20 protein-coding genes are annotated in these 22,198 nt (G+C 66.4%); 16 read left to right on the top strand and 4 right to left on the bottom strand.

The window, feature by feature from the left end:
• Together F615_RS0109240 and ubiB are read left to right on the top strand one after the other, a co-directional pair.
• Positions 1 to 549, top strand: coding sequence for a hypothetical protein (locus tag F615_RS0109240; RefSeq protein ID WP_019560899.1), 549 nt, complete (start codon positions 1 to 3; stop codon positions 547 to 549).
• Complete coding sequence (ubiB, locus tag F615_RS0109235; protein WP_019560898.1) at positions 546 to 2,102, top strand: ubiquinone biosynthesis regulatory protein kinase UbiB; 1,557 nt, start codon at positions 546 to 548, stop codon at positions 2,100 to 2,102. Before F615_RS0109240 ends, ubiB begins: the two co-directional genes overlap by 4 nt.
• 28 nt (positions 2,103 to 2,130) lie before the next feature.
• Here the strand turns inward: ubiB and F615_RS0109230 are convergent, their stop codons facing one another.
• A complete protein-coding gene (locus F615_RS0109230) occupies positions 2,131 to 3,561 on the bottom strand; it encodes a high affinity choline transporter 1 (protein ID WP_019560897.1) in 1,431 nt (476 codons plus the stop codon).
• 215 nt (positions 3,562 to 3,776) lie between these two features.
• On the opposite strand from F615_RS0109230, the gene F615_RS0109225 reads away from it, so the two are divergent.
• The 9 genes from F615_RS0109225 (at position 3,777) to F615_RS0109185 (ending at position 12,733) form a co-directional block, all read left to right on the top strand.
• Entirely contained in the window at positions 3,777 to 4,100 is a 324-nt protein-coding gene (locus F615_RS0109225; protein ID WP_019560896.1) for an FmdB family zinc ribbon protein, read from the top strand.
• Positions 4,101 to 4,205: 105 nt separating this feature from the next.
• Complete coding sequence (aspS, locus tag F615_RS0109220) at positions 4,206 to 6,005, top strand: aspartate--tRNA ligase (RefSeq protein WP_026330182.1); 1,800 nt, start codon at positions 4,206 to 4,208, stop codon at positions 6,003 to 6,005.
• A gap of 136 nt (positions 6,006 to 6,141) precedes the next feature.
• Positions 6,142 to 6,630, top strand: a complete 489-nt coding sequence (gene nudB / locus F615_RS0109215) for a dihydroneopterin triphosphate diphosphatase (protein WP_019560894.1) — start codon at positions 6,142 to 6,144, stop codon at positions 6,628 to 6,630.
• Positions 6,627 to 7,427 (top strand): endonuclease/exonuclease/phosphatase family protein, encoded by an 801-nt coding sequence (locus F615_RS0109210; protein WP_019560893.1) that lies wholly within the window; start codon positions 6,627 to 6,629, stop codon positions 7,425 to 7,427. The genes nudB and F615_RS0109210 overlap by 4 nt, the downstream gene beginning before the upstream one ends.
• Before the next feature lie 3 nt (positions 7,428 to 7,430).
• The gene (gene clsB / locus F615_RS0109205) at positions 7,431 to 8,750 is read left to right on the top strand and encodes a cardiolipin synthase ClsB (protein ID WP_019560892.1); all 1,320 of its coding nucleotides are present in this window, start codon (positions 7,431 to 7,433) and stop codon (positions 8,748 to 8,750) included.
• 4 nt (positions 8,751 to 8,754) lie between these two features.
• Positions 8,755 to 9,750 carry a ligase-associated DNA damage response exonuclease gene (locus F615_RS0109200; protein ID WP_019560891.1) on the top strand — a complete coding sequence of 332 codons (996 nt, stop codon included), beginning with the start codon at positions 8,755 to 8,757 and terminating at the stop codon, positions 9,748 to 9,750.
• Positions 9,751 to 9,758: 8 nt separating this feature from the next.
• Positions 9,759 to 11,474 carry an ATP-dependent DNA ligase gene (locus F615_RS0109195; RefSeq protein ID WP_019560890.1) on the top strand — a complete coding sequence of 572 codons (1,716 nt, stop codon included), beginning with the start codon at positions 9,759 to 9,761 and terminating at the stop codon, positions 11,472 to 11,474.
• A 95-nt stretch (positions 11,475 to 11,569) separates the two neighbouring features.
• Complete coding sequence (gene folE, locus F615_RS0109190) at positions 11,570 to 12,292, top strand: GTP cyclohydrolase I (RefSeq protein WP_019560889.1); 723 nt, start codon at positions 11,570 to 11,572, stop codon at positions 12,290 to 12,292.
• A gap of 9 nt (positions 12,293 to 12,301) precedes the next feature.
• Positions 12,302 to 12,733, top strand: coding sequence for a BLUF domain-containing protein (locus F615_RS0109185; protein WP_019560888.1), 432 nt, complete (start codon positions 12,302 to 12,304; stop codon positions 12,731 to 12,733).
• Here the strand turns inward: F615_RS0109185 and F615_RS0109180 are convergent.
• Positions 12,711 to 13,823 carry a DUF748 domain-containing protein gene (locus F615_RS0109180; RefSeq protein ID WP_051090223.1) on the bottom strand — a complete coding sequence of 371 codons (1,113 nt, stop codon included), beginning with the start codon at positions 13,821 to 13,823 and terminating at the stop codon, positions 12,711 to 12,713. The genes F615_RS0109185 and F615_RS0109180 overlap by 23 nt on opposite strands.
• 70 nt (positions 13,824 to 13,893) lie before the next feature.
• Here F615_RS0109180 and F615_RS0109175 point away from each other — a divergent pair, with 70 nt between their 5' ends.
• A complete protein-coding gene (locus F615_RS0109175) occupies positions 13,894 to 14,745 on the top strand; it encodes a DUF429 domain-containing protein (RefSeq protein ID WP_019560886.1) in 852 nt (283 codons plus the stop codon).
• A gap of 4 nt (positions 14,746 to 14,749) precedes the next feature.
• Positions 14,750 to 17,206, top strand: coding sequence for a ligase-associated DNA damage response DEXH box helicase (locus tag F615_RS0109170; RefSeq protein WP_019560885.1), 2,457 nt, complete (start codon positions 14,750 to 14,752; stop codon positions 17,204 to 17,206).
• Positions 17,207 to 17,270: 64 nt separating this feature from the next.
• Here F615_RS0109170 and F615_RS0109165 read toward each other — a convergent pair whose 3' ends face one another.
• Entirely contained in the window at positions 17,271 to 17,435 is a 165-nt protein-coding gene (locus tag F615_RS0109165; RefSeq protein ID WP_019560884.1) for an FmdB family zinc ribbon protein, read from the bottom strand.
• Positions 17,436 to 17,568: 133 nt separating this feature from the next.
• Here F615_RS0109165 and F615_RS18090 point away from each other — a divergent pair, with 133 nt between their 5' ends.
• Both F615_RS18090 and F615_RS19400 read left to right on the top strand, forming a co-directional pair.
• On the top strand, positions 17,569 to 18,063 hold the full coding sequence (locus F615_RS18090) for a thermonuclease family protein (protein WP_019560883.1): 495 nt from the start codon (positions 17,569 to 17,571) through the stop codon (positions 18,061 to 18,063).
• A gap of 175 nt (positions 18,064 to 18,238) precedes the next feature.
• Complete coding sequence (locus tag F615_RS19400) at positions 18,239 to 20,509, top strand: PAS domain-containing protein (RefSeq protein WP_019560882.1); 2,271 nt, start codon at positions 18,239 to 18,241, stop codon at positions 20,507 to 20,509.
• Here the strand turns inward: F615_RS19400 and F615_RS0109150 are convergent.
• The gene (locus F615_RS0109150) at positions 20,490 to 21,059 is read right to left on the bottom strand and encodes a hemerythrin domain-containing protein (protein ID WP_245558346.1); all 570 of its coding nucleotides are present in this window, start codon (positions 21,057 to 21,059) and stop codon (positions 20,490 to 20,492) included. The genes F615_RS19400 and F615_RS0109150 overlap by 20 nt on opposite strands.
• Before the next feature lie 269 nt (positions 21,060 to 21,328).
• Here F615_RS0109150 and F615_RS18080 point away from each other — a divergent pair, with 269 nt between their 5' ends.
• Positions 21,329 to 22,099, top strand: a complete 771-nt coding sequence (locus F615_RS18080; protein WP_019560880.1) for a Crp/Fnr family transcriptional regulator — start codon at positions 21,329 to 21,331, stop codon at positions 22,097 to 22,099.
• Positions 22,100 to 22,198: the final 99 nt, after the last annotated feature.

The raw sequence follows: 22,198 nt of genomic DNA, 5'->3' as shown, positions 1-22,198 counted from the left end.
ATGCTCGAACCCCTTGCCCAACTGCTCGGCCCAGCGGTGCTGGATCGCCTCACTCTTGCGCTGAACCATTTGTTGGCCGCCGAGCCCGAGGCCACGCGTCGGCTGGCGCCGCAGGCGGGCCGGCGGGTGCGCCTGATTCTGCGCGGCTGGCCGGCATTGTTGCCGCCGGCGCCGCCGGTGTGCTGGGAAATCACTCGGGCCGGCTTGCTGGAGCGGGTGGAGGCAGCGGGTGATGCGCCCGGCGTTTTGGATCTGGTGGTGGATGCGTCCAATCCGGTGCGGCTGGCGGCCCAGTGGGTCGCCGGAGACCGCTCATCGGTGAGTCTGCAAGGCGATGCCGAATTGGCCGCGACGCTGGCCTGGCTGATGGACCACCTGCGCTGGGATGTCGAGGAGGATTTGTCGCGGCTGATGGGCGATGTCGCCGCCCGACAGGCGGCCACCGTGCTGCGTGCGCTGGGGGCGGCGGTGCGGGCTGCGTTGAAGGCTATGGCGCCTTTGGCGGCCCGCATGGACGGTGGGGCGAATCGGCCCGGGCATACCGGATGAAACGCCTGCTGCGACTGACGTTCATCCTCTGGACGGTCTGGCGCTTCGGCCTGGACCAGATCGTGCTGCGGGAGGCGCCGCAGCCGGCGGTGCGCCTGCTGGCGCGGATGATGGGGGGGGGCCGACGGTTCGGGCGGCCGGCTGGGCAACGGTTGCGCGAGGCGCTCGAACGTCTGGGCCCCATCTTCGTCAAGTTCGGCCAGGTGTTGTCCACACGGCGGGACCTATTACCGGCCGAGGTGGCCGATGAGCTGGCGCGCTTGCAGGACCGCGTGCCGCCGTTTCCGGCAGAGCAGGCGGTTCGCACGATCGAGACGGCCTTTGGTCGGCCGCTACAGGCGTTGTTCGCCGAGTTCGATCATGTGCCGGTGGCCAGTGCCTCGATCGCTCAGGTGCACTTTGCAACTTTGCGTGATGGCCGCGATGTGGCCGTGAAGGTGTTGCGGCCGGGCATGCTGCGGGTCATCGAGGAGGATCTGGGCCTGTTGCGCATCTTGGCGGCCTGGGTGGAACGCTTGTGGCCCGATGGCAAGCGGCTCAAACCTCGCGAGGTGGTGGCCGAGTTCGACAAATATTTGCACGACGAGCTCGATCTCGTGCGTGAAGCAGCCAATGCGGCACAGTTGCGGCGCAACATGGAGGGCTTGGACCTGGTCATCGTGCCCGAGATGATTTGGGATCTGTGCGCCGAGCAGGTCATCGTGATGGAGCGCATGCGCGGCATCCCCATCAGCCAGGTGCAGCGGCTGCGCGAGGCAGGGGTGGACATCAAAAAGCTGGCCCGCGACGGCGTGACCATCTTCTTCACCCAGGTGTTTCGCGATGGTTTTTTCCATGCCGACATGCACCCGGGCAACATCCAGGTCAGTGTCGATCCGGCCAGCTTTGGCCGCTACATCGCGCTGGATTTCGGCATCATCGGCACGCTCACCGAGTTCGACAAAGAGTACCTGGCACAGAATTTCATCGCCTTCTTCCGGCGCGATTACAAGCGCGTGGCCGAACTTCACCTGGAAAGCGGCTGGGTGCCGCCGCAGACCCGGATCGACGAACTGGAAGGGGCCATTCGGGCCTGCTGTGAGCCGCACTTCGACAAGCCGTTGAAGGACATTTCCTTGGGCCAGGTGTTGCTGCGCTTGTTCCAGACTTCCCGACGCTTCAACGTCGAGATCCAACCGCAACTCGTGTTGCTACAGAAAACCTTGCTCAACGTGGAAGGCTTGGGGCGGCAGCTCGACCCCGATCTGGACCTGTGGAGCACGGCCAAGCCTTTCCTGGAGCGCTGGATGCATGAGCAAGTGGGCTGGAAGGGCATGTGGGCGCGGCTGCAAAAGGAGGCACCACGCTACGCGAAGTTGCTGCCCGAGCTGCCACGCCTGCTGCACCACGCGTTGCAGCATCCCCCGGCGCTGCACCGGCAGGAGTTGCGGCGCTTGATCGAGGAACAGCGCCGCACCAATCGCTTGCTCCAGGCGATCCTCTACGGCGGCATCGGATTCACGCTGGGCATGCTGGCCATGCTGGCCCTGACTCGGGTGCGGCCCTGGTGGTAGAGAGGGCTGCAGGGAGGGATCGTCGTCGTCAGGCGCGCTGGGTGGCGGCTTGCAGCTGCTGGGGCGCCGGTCCGCTCAGGCCGCCAATGATCATGCCCACGGCACTGGCCAGCAAGCCAAAGAGCTGAGGCTCGACCGGCTCGTCGATGCCCAGGATCTCCAGCACCAACCAGGTGCCCAGCCCGAACACCAATGCCAGGACGGCGCCGCGGTTGTTGGCGCGTTTCCAGAACAGGCCGAAAGCCAGGGGCACGAAGGCGCCGGCCAGCGTGACGCGGTAGGCGTTTTCGACCATCGTGTGGATGGTGGCGTCGGTGGCCACCGCGTAGGTGGTGACGAGCACCGCAAAGCCGGCCACGATGAGGCGGGTCATGTTCAAGAACTGTTGGTCGCTCAAGCCCTTCATGAAGGGGCGCAGCACGTTTTCGGCGAAGGTCACGGCCGGGGCCAGCAGCGTGCCGGAGGCCGTGCTCATGATCACCGACAGCAGCGCACCGAAGAAGACCACCTGCAGCCAGAAGGGCATGTGTTCGACCACCAGCGTGGGCAGCACGAGTTGGGAGTCCACTTCCATCAGCCGCGCCACCAGGGTCGGGTCGATCAGGTGGGCGCTGTAGGCCAGGAACAAGGGCACCGCGGCGAAGAAGAAGTAGGCCACGCCGCCGAGCGCCGTGCTCCAGACGGCCACGAACTCGTTCTTGGAGGAGTTGACGCGCTGGAAGACGTCTTGCTGAGGAATGGAGCCCAAGGCCATGGTCAACAGTGCGGCGGTCCAGCCCAGGAGGTCCACCGCGTCCAGGGTGGGCAGCCATTCGAACTTGCCATCGGCGGCCGCCTTGGCGATGACGGTGGCCACTCCCCCGGCTTGCTGGGCGGCCTCGGAGCTGACCAGCAGCAACCCCACGACGATGACGATCATCTGCACGAAGGTGGTCACGGCCACCGACCACATGCCGCCGAACACCGTGTAGAGCAGCACCACGCCCATGCCGATGAGCATGCCTTGGTTCATCGAGATGGCATCGGCCGACAGGACGTTGAAGACCAGTCCCAGGGCGGTGATTTGCGCAGCCACCCAGCCCAGGTAGGACAGCACGATGCAGATGGATACGGCCAGCTCGACCGCACGGCTGTAGCGCACACGGAAATAGTCGCCCAGCGTCAGCAGATTCAACCGGTACAGCGGGCGGGCGAAAATCAGGCCGAACAGCACCAGGCACAGGGAGGCGCCCAGCGGGTCGGAGATCAGGCCGCGAAAGCCTTCATCGAGAAAAGTGGCCGAGATGCCCAGGACGGTTTCGGCGCCGAACCAGGTGGCAAACACCATGGCCATGACGACCGGGAACGGCAGATGGCGGCTGGCGGTGATGTAGTCACGCGCACTGTGGACCTGCCGCGAAGCGTACAAACCGATGGCAATCGACAATGCCAGGTAGACGAACACGAGGGTCAGCAGCATCGGGGCATCCTTTCGCGGCATGGGGGGGGACGATGCGCGCGGATTATAGGGGGGGGGTGTTCTTGGGGCAAAGCAGGAAACGTGCCTCGATGGCGCCGCCGGAAGGCCGGGTGTGGCAAGCGGGTTGCGGCGGTCGGCGCACCGGCGTGGGCAGGACTTGAACCCAGCCTGCCCGCCTATAATTTAGAGTTTTGCGTTTCCATCTTGGTGACGGTATGCCCATCTATGCTTACAAGTGCGAGTCCTGCGGGCATGGGCAGGACGTGCTCCAGAAGATTTCCGATCCCGTGCTGACGAACTGTCCGCGCTGCGGCGCCGAAACCTTCCGCAAGCAGGTCACCGCCGCCGGATTTCAGCTCAAGGGCTCGGGCTGGTACGTGACCGACTTCCGCGGCGGGTCGTCCAATCAAGGGGCGGGCAGCTCGGGCGCTTCGTCCGACGGGGGGGCGACGTCCAGCGGCGGCGAGGCGTCGTCCAGTTCGACGTCAGGCTCCAGCGCAGCTTCGACGCCCTGTGGCAGCGCCTGCGCCTGTCATTGATCGACCGATGTTTGCGCCGGGCCGCACCAGGCCCGGTGTTCGTTCAGGGCCGTGGGGCCCTTGGGTGCCATGTGGCGGCGCCCCTCCTCGAATTGGAGTGATTGCATGAGAACCACCTATTGCGGCCTCGTCAGTGAAGCGCTGATGGGTCAGACCGTGACCCTGATGGGCTGGGCCCATCGTCGCCGGGATCACGGCGGCGTGATCTTCATCGACCTGCGTGACCGCGAGGGCCTCGTCCAGGTGGTGTGCGATCCGGATCGCCCCGAGATGTTCAAGATCGCCGAGGGCGTGCGCAACGAGTATTGCCTGAAAGTGGTGGGCAAGGTGCGCGCCCGTCCGGCCGGCACCGAAAACGCCAACCTCACCAGCGGCAAGGTCGAGGTGTTGTGCCAGGAATTGGAGGTGCTCAACCCCAGCGTGACGCCGCCTTTCCATATCGATGACGACAATCTGTCGGAAACCACCCGTTTGACGCATCGGGTGCTGGATCTGCGCCGCCCGTACATGCAGAAAAACCTGATGCTGCGCTACAGGGTGGCGATGGAGGTGCGCAAGTTCCTGGATGCCAATGGCTTCATCGACATCGAGACGCCGATGCTCACCAAGAGCACGCCCGAAGGCGCGCGCGACTATCTGGTGCCCAGCCGGGTGCACGACGGCATGTTCTTCGCGCTGCCGCAGTCGCCGCAACTGTTCAAGCAATTGCTGATGGTGGCGGGCTTCGACCGCTACTATCAAATCACCAAGTGCTTTCGGGACGAGGACTTGCGGGCCGACCGTCAGCCCGAGTTCACGCAGATCGATATCGAGACCTCCTTCCTCACCGAGGAGGAGATCCGCGGCATGTTCGAGGGCATGATCCGCACGGTCTTCCGCAATGTGATGGGCGTGGAGTTGCCGGTCTATCCGGTGATGAAGTACGCCGATGCGATGCATCGCTATGGTTCGGACAAGCCCGATCTGCGCATCAAGCTCGAGTTCACCGAGCTCACCGACGTGATGAAAGACGTGGAGTTCAAGGTGTTCTCGGGCCCTGCCAACACCGTCGGCGGTCGGGTGGTGGCGCTGCGCATCCCTGGCGGCGGTGAGATGACCCGCAGCGAGATCGATGCGTATACCGAGTATGTCAAGATCTACGGCGCCAAGGGCCTGGCCTGGATCAAGGTCAACGACGCAGGCAAAGGCCGCGAGGGCCTGCAGTCGCCCATCGTCAAGAACCTGCACGATGGCGCAATTGCCGAGATCCTGGCGCGCACCGGTGCGCGCAATGGCGACTTGATCTTCTTCGGCGCGGACAAGGCCAAGGTGGTCAATGATGCCATTGGTGCGCTGCGGGTGAAGATCGGCCACAGCGAGTTTGGCCGCAAACATGGCCTGTTCGAGGATCGCTGGGCACCGCTGTGGGTGGTGGATTTCCCGATGTTCGAGTTCGACGAGGACGAACAGCGCTGGAACGCGGTGCATCATCCGTTCACCGCCCCGAAGGACGGTCATGAGGATCTCATGGACACCGCTCCGGAGAAGTGCATCGCCAAGGCCTACGACATGGTGCTCAATGGCTGGGAGCTTGGCGGGGGATCGGTGCGCATCCACCGTGCCGATGTGCAGCGCAAGGTGTTCAATGCGTTGAAGATCGGGCCGGAGGAAGCCCGCCAGAAGTTTGGTTTCCTGCTCGATGCCCTGCAGTATGGTGCGCCACCTCACGGCGGTTTGGCCTTCGGTCTGGACCGTTTGGTGACCTTGATGGCCAAGGCCGAGTCCATCCGCGACGTGATCGCCTTCCCCAAGACCCAGCGGGCTCAGTGTCTGCTGACTGGGGCGCCGTCCTACGTGGACGAGAAGCAGCTGCGCGAGCTGCACATTCGCCTGCGCAATCCGCAGCAGGCTTCGGCAGGCAGCTGAACGCCCAGGGGCGCGCGGTTGTCCAAGGGGTGGCCTTGCGCCACCCCTTGGCGTTTTCGGGGTGCGCAGGCGCGCTGTGGGGGAGGGCTTGGGGGATGGATGATCCAAAATTTGGCCCAGACAAGGAGTTGCCGTCGTGAGTGAACGTCCGCCAAAGATTCCGCAGTCCGTCCTGGTGGTCATCCACAGCCCGGCGTTGGAAGTGTTGCTGCTGGAGCGGGCGGACCGCCCAGGCTACTGGCAAAGTGTCACCGGCTCGAAGGAGCGTCTGGACGAGCCGCTGGTGCAGACCTGCATCCGCGAGGTGGCCGAGGAGACCGGGATCGTGATCGGCTGTGAGGCGGTGCCCATGACGAATTTGGTCGATTGGGGGCTGCGCAACGTTTATGAGATCTATCCGGTCTGGCGCCATCGCTACGCGGCGGGGGTGACGCACAACACCGAGCATGTCTTTGGTTTGCGGGTACCGCGCGACACGCCGATCCGCCTGGCGCCTCGGGAGCACTTGCAGTACGTCTGGCTGCCGTGGCGAGAGGCGGCCGACCGCTGTTTTTCGCCCTCGAATGCCGAGGCCGTGCTGATGCTGCCGCGGTTTGCGTCTCAGGTGCCCGGGGAGGGGGCATGAATCCTTTGCAGTCGAGCCAGCTTCCGGCGGGCGGCGGCACCGAGGGCCGGTGCTTGAGGGTGGCCACGTACAACATCCACAAAGGGGTGCGTGGCGTGGGACCGCTGAAGCGGTTGGAAATCCACAACCTGGGTTTGGGCGTGGAGGCGCTGGACGCCGATCTCGTGTTTCTGCAGGAAGTGCGCCGCTTCCACCGCCGTGATGCCCGTCGCTTCGCGCGCACGTGGTTCGGTTGGCCCGAGCAGTCGCAGGCCGACTTTCTGGCGCCCGAGGGCTATGTGGCGGCCTACCGCACGAATGCGGTCACGCGCGATGGCGAGCATGGCAATGCGTTGCTGTCGCGCTGGCCCATCGGCGAGGTCGGACACCATGATGTGTCCGACCACCGCTTCGAGCAGCGGGGTCTGCTGCATGTGCCCGTGCAGTGGCAGGGGATGGAGCTGCATGCGGTGGTGGCGCATTTTGGCCTCATCCACGCCAGCCGGGTGCGTCAGGTGGAGCGCTTGGCGGACTTCATCGAACGGCATGTCCCGTCCGATGCCATGTTGGTGGTGGCCGGTGACTTCAACGATTGGAGCGAAAAACTCGACCCAGCCTTGCACGAGCTGGGTTTGCAGCGTGCCGGCGATCCGCGGGGACGGTGGCCGCCGACGTTTCCATCGCGTGTGCCGGTGTTTGCTTTGGATCGCGTCTATACCCGCGGGCTGCGTTGCTTGTCCACCTTCGTGCCGCGGGGCACGTCCTGGGCGCGCATGTCCGACCACCTGCCCTTGGTGGCCGAACTGGAGCCGGCCTGAGCGATGAGCGCCCCTGCCGACCCAAGCTCCGTCCGTGACGGTCTGTTGGAATCGGATCGCCACGTGCTGTCGTGGTATGCCCAGGCGCGCGCGCTGTTCACCGGGTCGAACCAGGTGCGGTTGCTGCGTGGCGGGGATCAACTCTTTCCAGCGATGCATGAGGCCATTGCCCGCGCCCGGCACCGGGTCTGGCTGCTCACCTACATTTTTCATGACGACGTGGCCGGGCGGGCCATGGTGGCCGCCCTGGCGCGGGCCGTGCGGCGCGGGGTGCGGGTCAGCGTGGTGGTCGATGGTTTCGGTTCGGGGCAAACGCTGGAGCGCATCGGCCGTGACTTGACGGAAGCGGGGGTGCGGTTTTCGGTGTTCCGTCCGCTGCAGGGCTGGCGCAGTTGGCTGCAACCGGGGCAGTGGCGCCGTTTGCATCACAAGCTGTGCGTGGTCGATGCGGACGTGGGTTTCGTCGGGGGCATCAACATCATCGACGATCGGCTCGACATCCATCATGGCTGGAGCGATAGCCCCAGGCTGGACTTTGCGGTGGAGGTGCGTGGGCCGGTGGTGGCCATGATGGAGCAGACCGCGCGGGCGTTGTGGACACGGTCGCGCCTGGGGCGGGACTGGCGCGATGAGCTCGTGGAGCTGGCGCGCAGTTCGCATCCGGTGGCGCGGGCGCGGCGCATGCTGCGGCGCTTGCGTGCGACGCGCTGGCAGGTGGTCGAGCAGGCGCTGAACGATCCCTGCCCCGTGCGGGTGGCCTTCGTGGTGCGCGACAATTTGTGGCAGCGTCGCACCATCGAGCGTGCCTATATCGAGGCCATTCGCAGCGCGCGCTGGCGGGTGGACCTGGTGTGCCCTTACTTCTACCCAGGGCGGGCTTTTCGCCGGGCCTTGCGCCAAGCGGCGCAGCGGGGGGTGCAGGTGCGCTTGCTGTTGCAGGGCAAGGTGGATTATCGGATGGCCGCATGGGCGGCTCAGGCCCTGTATGACGAGCTGTTGAGCCATCGCATCCGCATCTTCGAGTACACCCCGGCGTTCTTGCACGCCAAAGTGGCTGTGGTCGACGAGGATTGGGCCACCGTGGGCAGTTCCAACATCGATCCCTTGTCGCTGTTGGTCAACCTCGAGGGCAATGTGATCGTGCAAGACGCGCACTTCGTCCAGGAGCTGGCCCGGGACATCGATCAGGCCGTGGCGGCCTCACGGGAAGTCACGGTGCAGACCCTGGGCCTGCCGGCCTGGCGACGCTACTTGCGGCGTGGGTTCGTGGCCTGGGTGGCGCGTCTTTTCATGCGGGTGGCCGGGGCCACCGGCCGGTACTGAAGGCATGGGCGAGTGCACCGATCTGGTGGTGTGGCGTCCGCAAGGGCTGTATTGCCCCGCCGGAGATTTTTATATCGACCCCTGGCGGCCGGTGCAACGCGCGGTCCTGACCCATGCCCATGCCGATCACGCGCGTGCAGGCCATCAGCATTATCTGGCGGCCGCACCAGGTGCAGGCGTGCTGCGCGAGCGCTTGGGGGACATTTCACTGCAGACCCTGGCCTATAGCGAGGTGCTGAGGATCGGGGCGGTCTCGGTGTCGCTGCATCCGGCCGGGCATGTGCTGGGCTCGGCTCAGGTGCGACTGGAGCATCGAGGCGAGGTGTGGGTGGTGTCGGGGGACTACAAGCTCGATGCCGATGGCACTTGCGCGCCTTTCGAGCCGGTGCGTTGCCACTGCTTCATCACCGAATCGACCTTCGGGCTGCCGATTTATCGCTGGCCGTCCCCGGCGCGCGTGCTGGACGAGATTCGCTCCTGGTGGGCGGCCAATGCCGCCGAGGGCCGCCCGAGTCTGCTCTATGCCTACAGCTTGGGCAAGGCGCAGCGTTTGCTGCACGGTCTGCGCGAGGGCCCAGGGCCGCTGGTGGTGCACCCGTCGGTTGCGGCGGTGAATCGTGCCTATGTGGCCGCCGGCGTGTGCTTGCCGCCGACCTTGACGTTGGGGCCGGATCTGACGGCCGAAACACTGGCCCGGGCTCTGGTCATCGCTCCGCCGGCGGCTTCGCGCAGTGGTTGGGCGCACCGTCTGGGCGATGCGCGCGACGGATGTGCGAGCGGCTGGATGCTTTTGCGTGGCACCCGGCGGCGGCAGGGCGTGGACCGGGGCTTCCCACTGAGCGACCACGCCGATTGGCCCGCTTTGCTGCAGGCCATCGGTGACAGTGGGGCCGCACGCGTGATCGTGACGCATGGGTATGAGGCGGCCATGGTGCGCTGGCTGCAGGAACGGGGTTGGGAGGCCGGCGCCTTGCGCACCGAGTATGGGGATGAAGGCTGAGGCGTGTGATGCGTGACTTTGCCCAGCTGTACGCCGAATTGGATGCCAGCACGTCCACCCGCGACAAGGTGGCGGCGCTGCGTCGCTATTTCGAGCGGGCGGCGGCGGCCGATGCGGCCTGGGCCGTGTATTTCCTGTGTGGCGGCCGGCCGCGGCAGCTGGTGGGGACGTCGCAGCTCAAGGCCTGGGCGTGCGAGAGGGCGGGCATCGACCCGTGGCTGTTCGAGGAGTGCTATCAGAGTGTGGGAGATTTGGCCGAGACCATCGCCCTCGTCCTGCCCGCGCCGACGCGTTCCAGTGACCTGGGGCTGGCGCAGTGGGTGGAGCAGCGCCTGCTGCCCTTGCGCGGGGCGCCTCCCGAGCTGCAGCGTGAGCGTCTACGCCAGTGGTGGGACGAGCTCGACACGCCGGGCCGTTTTCTGTTGGGCAAGCTGATGGGCGGGGGGCTGCGGGTCGGGGTGTCGCGCCTGTTGGTGACGCGCGCGCTGGCCGAGCATGCCGGCGTGCCGGCCCAGGTCATGGCTCAGCGTTTGATGGGCTGGGCCAGCACCGTGGGCGCGGCCGGCACGCCCCCCGATGCGGCCCGCTTCGAGGCCCTGGTGTCGCCGATGATCGATGCGCGGCTGCAGGTGGGTCAGCCCTATCCGTTTTTCTTGGCCCATCCATTGGATGTGCCGCCGCAGCTCATGGACGACATGCTAGGGCCGGTGTCGGACTGGTTGGTGGAGTGGAAGTACGACGGCATGCGCGTGCAGGTGGTGCGTCGCGCTGGACAGGTGTGGATCTGGTCGCGCGGGGAGGAGTTGATGACCGACCGCTTTCCCGAGGTGGTGCAGGCTGCGCGCGCCTGGCCCGAGGGCACGGTCGTCGATGGGGAATTGCTGGTGTGGGCCGATGAGCGCCCTGCGCCCTTTGCGTCTTTGCAGCAGCGCATCGGCCGCAAACACCTCAGCCGGCGCATGCTGGCCGATGCGCCGGTGAGGCTGATGGCCTTCGACTTGCTGGAGTGGGAGGGGCAGGACCAGCGGATGCAACCCCAGGCGGTGCGGCGGAGGCGGCTCGAGGCCCTGGCTGCGCGCTGGGGCCCGCAGGCCGATGGACCGGTGGTGCTGTCAGTGTCCACCCTCGTGCAGGCGGCTGACTGGGCGGAGTTGGCGCGGCTGCGCGAAGGCTCGCGCCAGCGGGGGGTGGAGGGCTTGATGCTCAAGCAGCGGCAGTCCCGCTACGGGGTTGGCCGCACCAAGGCCGAAGGCCTGTGGTGGAAGTGGAAGGTCGACCCCATGAGCGTGGATGCGGTGCTCGTCTACGCCCAGCGCGGCCATGGGCGGCGGGCCAATCTCTTGACCGACTACACCTTTGCGCTGTGGAGCCGCCAGCCGCGCGAGCCGGCCGAGGCTGAGGCGGTGCTGGAGGCGATCGCTCGGCGCGAGCCGGCGTCGCCCGGGGGATTGCAGTTGGTGCCGTTTGCCAAGGCGTATTCGGGGCTGAGCGACGAGGAGTTTCGGCGCGTCGATGCAGTCATCCGCCGAACCACCCTGGAGCGCTTCGGGCCGGTGCACCGTGTGCGGCCGACGCTGGTGTTCGAGATCGGTTTCGAAGGCATCCACCGCAGTGCCCGCCACAAGAGTGGTCTGGCCGTGCGTTTCCCTCGCATGCTGCGTGTGCGCGACGACAAGGCGGTGCACGAAGCCGACAGCCTGGAGTCGCTGGCGGCCTGGCTCTGATAGGCCTGGACACTCGGGGGCCATTGCGCGAGGATGCTCGGCGGGCCACGGCCCGGCTGCTACGATCGCCGTCTGTCCTCGAGAGGACCTCATCCATGACCGTACTGAGTTCCGTCCCCAAACCCAGCGACGATGAAGGCGTGCCGGTCTCGGTGCGCATTCGCCAGCGTATCAAGGCGGCACAGCGCCGCTTCCATGCCAATGACAACATTGCCGAGTTCATCCAGCCCGGGGAGCTGGAGGCCTTGCTCGACGAAGTGCAGGCCAAAGTGGCCGGCGTGCTCGAAAGCCTGGTGATCGACACCGAAAGTGATCACAACACCCAGGACACCGCACGCCGTGTGGCCAAGATGTACTTGCGCGAGGTCTTCAGGGGGCGCTATGTGCCCGAGCCTGAGGTGACCGAGTTCCCGAACGTGGAGCGGCTCAATGAGCTGATGATCGTCGGCCCGATCACGGTACGCAGCGCTTGCTCGCATCATTTTTGTCCCATCATCGGGCGTTTGTGGGTGGGGGTGATGCCCAACGAACATTCCAACCTCATCGGGTTGTCCAAGTACGCGCGTCTGGCCGAATGGATCATGAGCCGCCCGCAGATCCAGGAAGAGGCGGTCACGCAGGTGGCCGACTTGCTGCAAGAAAAAATGCAGCCCGATGGGCTGGCCATCGTGATGGAGGCCGATCACTTTTGCATGCAGTGGCGCGGCGTGCGCGACATGGACTCCAAGATGATCAACAGCGTGATGCGTGGCAGCTTTCTGAAAGATGCCAATCTGCGCCGCGAGTTCCTGGCCCTGCTCAACAGCAAGAAGCCCTGAGGTTCTTCCATGCTCGTCCGTCTGCTCTATGCCAGCCGTGCGGCCCAGCCGCTCACGAATGAAGTCATCGAGTCCATCTTGGCGCAGTCGCGCGCGCGCAACCCGGGCTTGGGCATCACCGGCATCTTGTGCCACAACGGCGGCTTGTTCATGCAGGTGCTCGAAGGTGGACGCGATCCGGTCAATGAACTGTATGGCCAGATCGTCCGTGATGAGCGTCACAAGGACGTGGTTTTGCTGCACTACGAAGAAATCGCCGAACGCCGGTTTGCCGGCTGGACCATGGGACAGGTGAACCTGGCCAAGATCAACCCGTCCATCGTGCTGAAATATTCAGAAAAGCCGATGCTCGATCCCTACACGGTTCCGGGCCGGGTCTCGATGGCGCTGTTGGAGGAGCTGATGGCCACCGCCTCGATCATCGGCCGAACAGGCCCTTGATCACGCTGCCCACGCCTTCGACCACGCCGCCCAGGCTCACGCCCAGGGCCGAGGCGATGCCGCCGGCGACCTTCAGCGCGAAGTTTTCGTTGAGCGAGAAATTCGGGTCGTCCAGGCGCCCTTCCAGCGTGAACGCCACTTCCAGCTTGCCGTTGCGGCTCATGGCCGCCAGCACCGCTTGACGCGGCACCCCTGCGAAGGTGCCCAGCACGCCACCGCCGTGGTTCAGTTCCAGCCCGATCAGCGTGAGGCGGCCGGGGGCATGCAGCTGCTGATCGCGTACGCGGGCCTCCAGGCTGAGGTCCATGGTGCCGCGCCGCACCCCGGCTTCGGACACCTTGATCAGATAGGCTTGCAGGGCGACGAGATCCACGCCGCGCAGATCGGCCTTCAGACGCGCATCGGCGGTGGCCAGGGTCACTTCGCCAGCCAACCTCACCCGGCCGTCGCGGTGCACGCCCTTGAGCATGCCGTCGAGCTCGATGGCGGTGGGCCGGTCCAGGCGCGGCAGATCCAAGGGCCCGACGCGCACCTGCAGGCCTTCCAGACGCAGCTGCAGCGCAGGCTGGCGCACCGAGGCATCGAAAAATTCCACCGCCGCGTCATGCAGTTCGATCTGCGCAATGTGCAAGGCCGGCCCGCGGTCGCGCGTGTCCGACGGTTGGGGGGACTGCGGGCGGTCGAAGAGGGCTGGCAGCACTCGCAGTCGCCCCTCGCGGGTGCGCCACATCGACAGGTACGCGCCATCGATGCGGACCCGATGGATGCGCAGCTCGGCGCCAAGCAGGCTCCACAGGTCGGGAGTGAGCACGACGCGTTGCGCGCGCAGCTCGTCCTCGGCGGGCCAATGGCTGGTGCGCTGGCTGCGGTCGGAGCGCACGCGCACCTCGGTGGCTTCCACGCCGGCCCAGGTCATGCGCAGGCTACCGACGCTGGCGCGCGGCCCCAAGGCCTGTTCGACCTGAGCCTTGAGCTGCCAGGCTGCCAACTGCAAGCCGCCAACACCCAGCACCAGCAGGGCCGCCAGTGCCCAGGCGAGGCGTCGCCACAGTCGGCGTGGTGCAGCAGCAGGTGGAGGTTGTCGTTCCATGGCGGCGGTGGAGTGGCCCACCATTGTGGGGGAGCTTTGCGAGCGGTGTCGGCTCCGGGACAATGCACGGGTGCAAGATTTGTGGCTGAATCGAGCGGGCCGATCGTGGCCCGAAGGGTTGCGCGTGCTGGGGGTGGATTTCACCAGCCGACCCACGCGGCGCAAACCCATCACCATTGCCGTCGGCCAGCGTCAGGGTGCGCGGGTGCGCTTGTTGCAGTTGTTGGCGCTCAGCGATGCGGCCGCGTTCGAGGACTGGCTGGCGCAGCCGGGGCCCTGGGTGGGGGCTTTCGATTTTCCCTTCGGGCTGCCGCGTGAGCTGGTGGAGCACTTGGGCTGGCCGACCGACTGGCCGGCGCTGATGGACCATTACGCCGCGTTGACGCGCGCCGAGATTCGCGCGACGTTTGCGGCTTTTTGCCAAGCGCGGCCGGCGGGCAGCAAGTTCGCCCACCGAGCCACCGACAGGCGGGCGGGGTCGTCGCCCTCGATGAAGTGGGTTCATCCGCCGGTGGCCTACATGCTGCACGCCGGGGTGTCGGCGCTGCGCCGTGCCGGTGTTCATCTGCCGGGCCTACAAGCTGGCGATCCCAGCCGAGTGGCCTTGGAGGGCTACCCCGGGATGCTGGCACGCGAGTTGATCGGGGCGCGCAGCTACAAGAGCGACAAGGCCTCCGGTCAGACGAGCCAGCGCTGGATCGCCCGCAAAGACCTCATCGAGGCACTGGTGCAAGGGCGTGGCCGCCTTGGGCTGCGCCTGCAACTGAGCTCGCCGCAGCATGACGCGCTGGCGGCCGATGCGGCCGGCGACCGGCTCGATGCCGTGCTGTGCCTGATGCAGGCAGCCTGGGCGCTGGATCAGCCCCGCTGGGGTTGGCCGCCGCAGGTGGACGGTCTCGAAGGCTGGATCCTGACGGCCTGAGATCATGATCGCGCTGCCGCATTCCCGCTTCCCGGACCTTGCGCCAGCCGAGGCTTGGATGGCCCGTCGAGGGTGGCAGCCGTTTGCCTTTCAGCGCGAGGTGTGGCAAGCCATGCTGGATGGGCGCAGCGGGCTGCTGCATGCGACCACGGGCGCGGGCAAGACCTATGCCGTGTGGTTGGGGGCCTTGATGCGCGATCGGGTCGTGGCCCCGGCGCCGTCCGGCGCGCGGGTGCTGTGGATCACGCCGATGCGGGCCCTGGCGGCCGATGCGGTGCGGGCCTTGTCCCAGCCCTTGCCCGATCTGGCGCCGTCGTGGCACGTGGGCCTGCGCACTGGCGACACGCCCAGCGCGCAGCGGACCCGGCAGGACCGCCGCCTGCCCGAGGCCCTGGTCACCACGCCCGAGTCCTTGAGCCTGCTGCTGACACGGCCCGATGCGCGTGAGCGCTTGGCCGGGGTCCACACGGTCGTGGTGGACGAATGGCACGAGCTGCTGGGCAACAAGCGCGGCGTGCAAGTGCAGCTGGCCTTGGCGCGGCTGCGGCGTTGGCACCCCGGGCTGGTCATCTGGGGGTTGAGCGCCACGCTGGGGCATCTGCAAGAGGCCATGGCTGCGTTGCTGGGGCATCAGCACGAGGGCGTGTTGGTGCAGGGGCGGGTGGACAAGGACTTGGTGATCGACACCTTGTTGCCGGCCGACCCCGGGCGGTTTTCTTGGGCGGGGCATCTGGGGGGACAAATGCTCGCGCCGGTGGTGCAGGACATCGAGCGCTCCGGCACGACCCTGGTTTTCGCCAACACTCGCTCGCAGGCCGAACTTTGGTATCAGATGCTGTTGCAAGCGCGGCCTGACTGGGCCGGCATCGTGGCTCTGCACCATGGATCGCTCGACCCGAACGTGAGGGCTTGGGTGGAGCAGGGCCTGAAGGAGGGGCGGTTGAAGGCGGTGGTGGCCACCTCTTCCCTGGACCTGGGGGTGGACTTCCTGCCGGTGGAGCGGGTGTTGCAGATCGGCTCGGCCAAAGGGGTGGCGCGCTTGTTGCAGCGAGCCGGCCGCAGCGGCCATGCGCCGGGGCGGCCGAGCCGGGTGACCCTGGTGCCCACCCACACGCTGGAGCTGGTGGAAGCCGCGGCCGCTCGGCGCGCCGCACGGGCCGGTCGCATCGAGGCGCGTTCGTCGCCCGACAAGCCTTTGGACGTGCTGGTGCAGCACCTGGTCACCGTGGCCCTGGGCGGGGGCTTCGAAGCGGACGACCTTTTGGCCGAGGTGCGCAGCACCTGGGCCTACCGGGAGCTCACCGATGCCCAATGGCGCTGGGCGCTGACGTTCGTCGAACGAGGCGGCCCCAGCCTACAGGCCTACCCGGAATACCATCGGGTGCAATGCATCGACGGCGTCTACCGAGTCACCGATGCGGGCATTGCACGCCGCCACCGGATGCAAGTGGGCACCATCGTCAGCGAGGCGTCGATGCACGTGAAGTACTTGGGCGGGGCCTGCCTCGGTTCGGTGGAGGAAAGCTTCATTGCGCGCTTGAAGAAGGGGGATTGCTTCCTTTTCGCGGGTCGGCTGTTGGAGTTCGTTCGCGTGCAGGACATGACCGCCTACGTGCGCCGCGCCGAGAAGGATCGTGGGGCCGTGCCGCGCTGGGGGGGCGGCAAGATGCCCTTGTCCACCGAAATGGCCGACGCCGTGCTGGAATTGCTGGCTGCTGCCGACCAGGGTGAGTTTGGCGAGCCCGAGCTGGAGGCGGCGCGGCCCCTGCTGGAGATGCAGCGTCGCGTCTCGCGGCTGCCGCGGCCCGGCACGCTGGTGATCGAGCGTTATCGCTCTCGCGAAGGCATGCACCTCTACTTTTATCCCTTTGCCGGCCGATGGGCGAACCTGGGGCTGGCCAGCCTGCTGGCCTGGCGGCTGGCTCGCGATCGGCCCAATACCTTCAGCATCGCGGTGAACGACTATGGCTTGGAGCTGCTCAGCGCCGAACCGGTGGACGTGGCGCCGGTGCTGGACGGCTCGATCTTCACGATCGACGATCTGCTGCACGATGTGTGGGCCAGCCTCAATGCCACCGAGTTGTCGCGGCGACGATTCCGCGAGATCGCCCGGGTGGCCGGGCTGGTGTTCAGCGGCTACCCGGGGGCCCCCAAGAGCATGAAGCAGCTCCAGGCCTCCAGCAGTTTGTTCTTCGAGGTCTTCCGCAAGTACGATGCTGGCAACCTCCTGCTGGGCCAGGCCGAGCAGGAGGTGTTGAGCCAAGAGCTCGAGCTGCAGCGCTTGACCCTTACCCTGCGCAGGCTGCAGCTGTGGCGCCGCGTGATGGTGGACCTGCGCCAGCCCAGCCCGATGAGCCTGCCGTTGATGGTCGAGCGCTTCCGCGAAAAACTCAGCAACGAAAAGCTGGCGGACCGTTTGGCGCGCTTGCTGAAGGACGCCCAGCGGGGCATGGACCCGTGAGCCGCGGGGCGGCTTGGGCGCGCTCGCTGGCTGGCTGCGTCACCGGCACTGCAGCAGCGAGGGGTCAGCTCTTTTTCGACGTCTGCACGAAAAAGCGCGTCGGCGTATGCTGCAGGGCCTGGCTGCCGCATTTCGGGCAGCTCAATCGCACGGTGTCATGCTCGGCGATGTGTTCGACATGCTCGAAGACATGCCCGCACTTTTCGCAACGGTACTGATAGGTCGGCATGGCGATCCTCCTTGGAACCGATCTGCCGTCGGGCCCGCGGGGCCCGGGGGGCCCCCAAGCGCATATTGTTCTGCGGCAGACCCGGTCGGGGCAAGGGTCGGGTCGCAGCAGGGCGTGGATCGGGCCCTCGGGCATGGTGCTGGCGGTGTGCTTGGCCGGCTTGCCGGCTGCGGCAGCGCCGGCTTCGGTCCCGGCAGAGCGCACTGCCAGGGTGGTTCATGTCACCGACGGCGACACGGTCTGGATCGACATGATGGATAGCGGCTTGCGGCCTGAAGGTCGCATCAAGCTGCGCATCGATGGCATCGACGCTCCCGAGTCCTGCCAGAGCGGCGGCCCACAGGCGCAAGCGGCTTTGGCCCAACGCGTGTTGGGGCAGACGGTGACGATTCGCTTGTCCCGCCAAGACGCCTATGCGCGCTGGCTGGGACGGTTGTACCATGAAGGAGAAGATATCGGGGCGTGGATGGTCTCGCAGGGATGGGCCTGGAACTATCGCTTTGCGTCGGGCCGCGGCCCTTATGACGCCGAGGAGCGCCAGGCCCGCCAGGCCCAACGCGGACTCTTCGCCCACACTGATCCGATGCCGCCGAGGGTGTTCCGTCAATGGCATGGCCCGTGTCGATGAGGGGCGTGAATTCCTGCGGCGGCCGTGAAGAAAGTGAACAAATCGACGCAGCGCGCGGTGACACTGTTGCAATTTGTGAGTGCGCTCCCTCTCGGCGGCTTCGCTTGGCCGACTCGCCGGCACAATGTGCCTTACCGTGCCAGACGAACGTGAAGCCCTCGCCGAGCTTGCCCGCATGAACTGGGGGTCGACCCTGACGCAGCTGATGCGCACCCACCTGGACATCAGCCAGCCCGAGGAGCTGGCCGCTTGGTTGAGCGCGCTCGGGTGGGCCGAGCCAGCCGGGCGTGCCCAAGCGGTGGTGAAGCTGCAGCGCTGCCTGGCAGCGGTAGCCTCAGCCTTGGCGGCGCTGGAATCCGAGCTGGCACAGGCCCGGCAACAGCACCGTGATGCCCAGCGCATGCGCCTGGCCATGGACAGTGTGCAGGATGCCATCTGGGATTGGGATCTGGAACGCGGCGAGGCTTACTTCAGCCCTCGTTTGCTGGAAATCCTGGGCTACGCGCCAGGCGAGATCGAGATGACCTTGGCACGCTGGCGCGAGCACATGCATCCCGAAGACCGGCGTGAGACGCGAGAGCAGTTGCAGGCTCATCTGCGCAATGAAACCCCTTGCTATCAAGGGGAATTCCGTGTGCGCAGCCGAGATGGCCGATGGCGCTGGGTGCGCTCGCGTGGCCGTGTGGTGGCGCGCGATGCCACCGGGCGGCCCCTGCGCATGGTGGGCACACACACCGATGTGACGCTGCAGCGCCAAGCCGAGGAGGAGGTGCTGCACCAGTTGCGCTTCATCGAGGAATTGGTGGAGATCATCCCGAACCCCATTTATTTCAAGGATGCGCTGGGTCGCTATATCGGTTGCAACCGGGCGTGCGAGGAGCTCATCGGCGTGCGTCGCGAAGACTTTCTGGGGCGCACCGCCGGCGATGTGTTGGGGGCCGCCGGCGCCGAGGAGGAAGCGCAGGACCAGCGCTTGTTGGCCAGTGGGGGGGTGCAGACCTTCGAGACGCGTCTGATGCTGCCTTCGGGCGAGGCACGCGAATTGATTCACAGCCGCACGCTGTTCACCGGTGCCCAGGGCCAGGTGGGCGGCATCCTGGGGGTGGTGACCGACATCACGCAGCACAAGCAGGTCGAAGCCGCCTTGCGTGAAGCCAAAGCCGCCGCCGAGGCGGCCAGCCGCGCCAAGAGCGAGTTTCTCGCCAACATGAGCCACGAAATTCGCACCCCGATGAACGGCATCATGGGGCTGGTGGATCTCACGCTGGAGACCCCGCTGAACGAGACCCAGCGTCGCTATTTGAGCTTGGTGAAATCCTCGTCCACCTCTTTGTTGAACATCCTCAACGACATCCTCGACCTGTCGCGCATCGAGGCCGGCCGCCTGACCGTGGAGCACCTGGGCTTCGACCTGCGGACGCTGTTGGATGAGGTCCTGGCTCCCTTGCAGCCGCGCGCCACCGACAAGGGGCTGACTTTGCAATGCACCGTTGCGCCTGAGGTGCCCTCACAGCTGGTCAGTGACCCACTGAGGTTGCGACAAATCCTGGTCAACCTCGTGGGCAATGCCATCAAGTTCACCCGGCGAGGGCGTGTGGAGGTGGCGGCCTGGCCCGAAGGGCGCGGCGGCTCGGCCATGTTGCACCTGTGCGTGGCTGACACCGGCGTGGGCATCGCCCCTAACAAGCTCGATCGCATCTTCGACTCCTTCACCCAGGCCGACAACTCCACGACCCGGGAATTTGGCGGCACCGGACTGGGCTTGACGATTTCGCGCCGCTTGGCGCAGGCCTTGGGCGGACAGCTCTGGGCCGAAAGCGAACTCGGCGTGGGAAGCCGCTTCCACTTGACCCTGCCACTGCTGCCGTTGACCCCTGCGGCGAAGCAAGCCCAAGAAGACGAGCTCACGCAGGGCTGGCATGCCGCGGCGTCTGCAACGGTCAATGTCTCGCGCGACAAGGCGCGCTCGCGCTTCGAATCCACCGGCTATCTGGGCGTGGCAGGGCTGGAGAACGACGAGACGGCCAGCGACACCGCCCATGGCCTGTCCGTGCTGCTGGTGGACGATCATGCGGTCAATCGCTTCATCGCCAGCCGCATGATCCGTCGCGCCGGCCATTCGGTCCGTGCGGCGGTGACGGCCGAGGAGGCATTGTCGCAATGCGATGCCGAAGAATTCGACCTCATCTTCCTCGATGTGCAGATTCCCGGGATGAGCGGCATCGAACTCACGCATCGCATCCGAGCCCTGCAGGCCCAGCATGGCTGGCATTGCCCCATCGTGGCGCTGACCGCGCGGGCCATGCCGATGGACCGTGCCCGTTGCATGGAGGCCGGCATGGACGACTACTTGACCAAGCCGGTGGACCAGGAGCGCCTGCAGTCCGTGCTGCGTTTGGTGGCCAGCGCCCGCTTGCAGCCGGCGTTCAGCGTGTCGCAGCGTTGAATCTGACCTGGCCGACGCCCCGGCGCGAAGCCATCTCTCGACCCATGGCCCACAGGGCCTGGGCGTCGAGCCGGTGGCGGGCCGCAGGGTAGACCACGCGTTCCTCTAACGCAATGTGGCGGTCATACAGCGCGATGAAGTCTTGCGCCAGTCGGCGCTGCTGCGGCGAGAAATCGGTTTGCAGCCCTTGCGCGAGACGATGCAGCGCTTCGCGCAAGCGCACCCAGAGCCGCCGCATGCGTCGATGATCTTGTTGCAGCCTGCGCACCGCGTCGAGCACGGGGGCATGCACAGCATCTCGTGGCAAGGCCAGCAGAGGGGGGAACACATGACGTTCTTCGTCATCATGGTGATGCGGCGCTGCGATATCGAAATAGCGCAACACATCGACTGCGGCCTGACGCGCCGGCTCGTCATTGCCCAGTCGATGCAGATGCTCGATCAGGCGCTGTAGCAGAGCCACGCTGCGCTGCGCGCGCTCGTGGCAGGCCTCGAGCATCTCGAAGGGCTGGTCAAAGCCCACGGCGGGGGAATGAAATCCGGCAAGCATGGCCACACGCGAAAGGATCGGCCCCAAGAGCCCCATGGCAAACGTCCCCCATTGTGCGCCCGATGGGCCAGCAGGTGGGCCCACAGGGGCAAGCGACCTTGCGCTGGATCAAGTGTGATGCCTGGGGACAACCCGCAAACGCTACCGTGCCGCGCAACCACACATCGGCTTTCTTGAGACAACGCAATACCGGGTGCGTTCCGACCTGCCAGAGTCTGGGCTCGACGATCTCATGGTGCGTGTGTGTGGAGCACATGATGAACAGGCTCATGGACCGATACCGAGGCCATCCTCGCGAGCCGGCCCCGCGCGAGCGCGGCATTCCTTTCGATGCCCGCGTCGCCCTGCTGCAAGCGGCGCTGTCCCCGGCGCCAGTCAGCCGGGATGCGGCCCAAGCACTGGCCGCACTGGCGCGCGAGCACACGCTGGCCGGCGGGTGCGTCGTGCTGGATCGCAGTCAGCACGCCTCGGCGCTGTGGCTGGTCGTTTCCGGGTCAGTGGCCTTGGGAACGCTGCGTGCAGGGCGCCTGGCCCAGCAGACCCGATTGGTGGAGCCCGGACAGTGGTTGGACGTGGCCAGCGCCTGGCTCGGGGGTTGCTATCTCGAAGATGCTCTCACCCAAGGCCAAGCGCTGCTGTGGTCCTTTGACGTGCAGGCCGTGCGCGAGTGCTGCGTCAGTCATCCCAGCCTGGCCGATGGCCTGCTGCGCGTGCTGGCGCGCCGCGTGCGCTGCCTCACCGAGGGGCACTTGGATCTCATACTGAAGGATGCCGAGGCGCGCTGCGCCACCTGGCTGCTGGAACACGCCGAAATTCGACCCGGGCACGACGGCAGCCAGACTGCGCTGGTTGCTCTGCGGGAGCGCAAGCGGGCCATTGCCTCACAACTGGCCGTCACGCCCGAGACCTTCTCGCGCGTGCTGCGCCAGTTGCGGCAGCGGCGCGTCATCGACGTGGCCGGCTACACCGTCCAGGTGTTGGATGTCGATGCCTTGCGCCGCTTGGCCGAGCCCCCGCTCGGAGAACCTGCGCCTGCCTGAGGCTTGCGCGAGCCGGTTCGCGGCGCCACGGCCATCGTTCCCGGCTCTCTTGGGCTTTTGGCAGATCGACGAACGGGCATGGCTGGCTCCCCCCGGGGG

It is taken from the genome of Caldimonas manganoxidans ATCC BAA-369 (assembly GCF_000381125.1).
In the GTDB taxonomy this organism is placed as follows: Bacteria; Pseudomonadota; Gammaproteobacteria; order Burkholderiales; family Burkholderiaceae_C; genus Caldimonas; species Caldimonas manganoxidans.
This window is presented reverse-complemented; position numbering and strand designations above follow the sequence as displayed.

Coding starts and splice junctions, on each gene's coding strand:
- F615_RS0109210 (WP_019560893.1), top strand. CDS start 6,627: ATGAATCCTTTGCAGTCGAGCCAGCTTCCGGCGGGCGGCGGCACCGAG.
- F615_RS0109150 (WP_245558346.1), bottom strand. CDS start 21,059: ATGCTTGCCGGATTTCATTCCCCCGCCGTGGGCTTTGACCAGCCCTTC.
- aspS (WP_026330182.1), top strand. CDS start 4,206: ATGAGAACCACCTATTGCGGCCTCGTCAGTGAAGCGCTGATGGGTCAG.
- F615_RS0109185 (WP_019560888.1), top strand. CDS start 12,302: ATGCTCGTCCGTCTGCTCTATGCCAGCCGTGCGGCCCAGCCGCTCACG.
- F615_RS0109200 (WP_019560891.1), top strand. CDS start 8,755: ATGGGCGAGTGCACCGATCTGGTGGTGTGGCGTCCGCAAGGGCTGTAT.
- F615_RS0109225 (WP_019560896.1), top strand. CDS start 3,777: ATGCCCATCTATGCTTACAAGTGCGAGTCCTGCGGGCATGGGCAGGAC.
- F615_RS0109230 (WP_019560897.1), bottom strand. CDS start 3,561: ATGCTGCTGACCCTCGTGTTCGTCTACCTGGCATTGTCGATTGCCATC.
- F615_RS0109195 (WP_019560890.1), top strand. CDS start 9,759: ATGCGTGACTTTGCCCAGCTGTACGCCGAATTGGATGCCAGCACGTCC.
- F615_RS19400 (WP_019560882.1), top strand. CDS start 18,239: ATGAACTGGGGGTCGACCCTGACGCAGCTGATGCGCACCCACCTGGAC.
- ubiB (WP_019560898.1), top strand. CDS start 546: ATGAAACGCCTGCTGCGACTGACGTTCATCCTCTGGACGGTCTGGCGC.
- F615_RS0109165 (WP_019560884.1), bottom strand. CDS start 17,435: ATGCCGACCTATCAGTACCGTTGCGAAAAGTGCGGGCATGTCTTCGAG.
- clsB (WP_019560892.1), top strand. CDS start 7,431: ATGAGCGCCCCTGCCGACCCAAGCTCCGTCCGTGACGGTCTGTTGGAA.
- F615_RS0109180 (WP_051090223.1), bottom strand. CDS start 13,823: ATGGAACGACAACCTCCACCTGCTGCTGCACCACGCCGACTGTGGCGA.
- F615_RS0109240 (WP_019560899.1), top strand. CDS start 1: ATGCTCGAACCCCTTGCCCAACTGCTCGGCCCAGCGGTGCTGGATCGC.
- folE (WP_019560889.1), top strand. CDS start 11,570: ATGACCGTACTGAGTTCCGTCCCCAAACCCAGCGACGATGAAGGCGTG.
- F615_RS0109170 (WP_019560885.1), top strand. CDS start 14,750: ATGATCGCGCTGCCGCATTCCCGCTTCCCGGACCTTGCGCCAGCCGAG.
- F615_RS18080 (WP_019560880.1), top strand. CDS start 21,329: ATGGACCGATACCGAGGCCATCCTCGCGAGCCGGCCCCGCGCGAGCGC.
- F615_RS18090 (WP_019560883.1), top strand. CDS start 17,569: ATGGTGCTGGCGGTGTGCTTGGCCGGCTTGCCGGCTGCGGCAGCGCCG.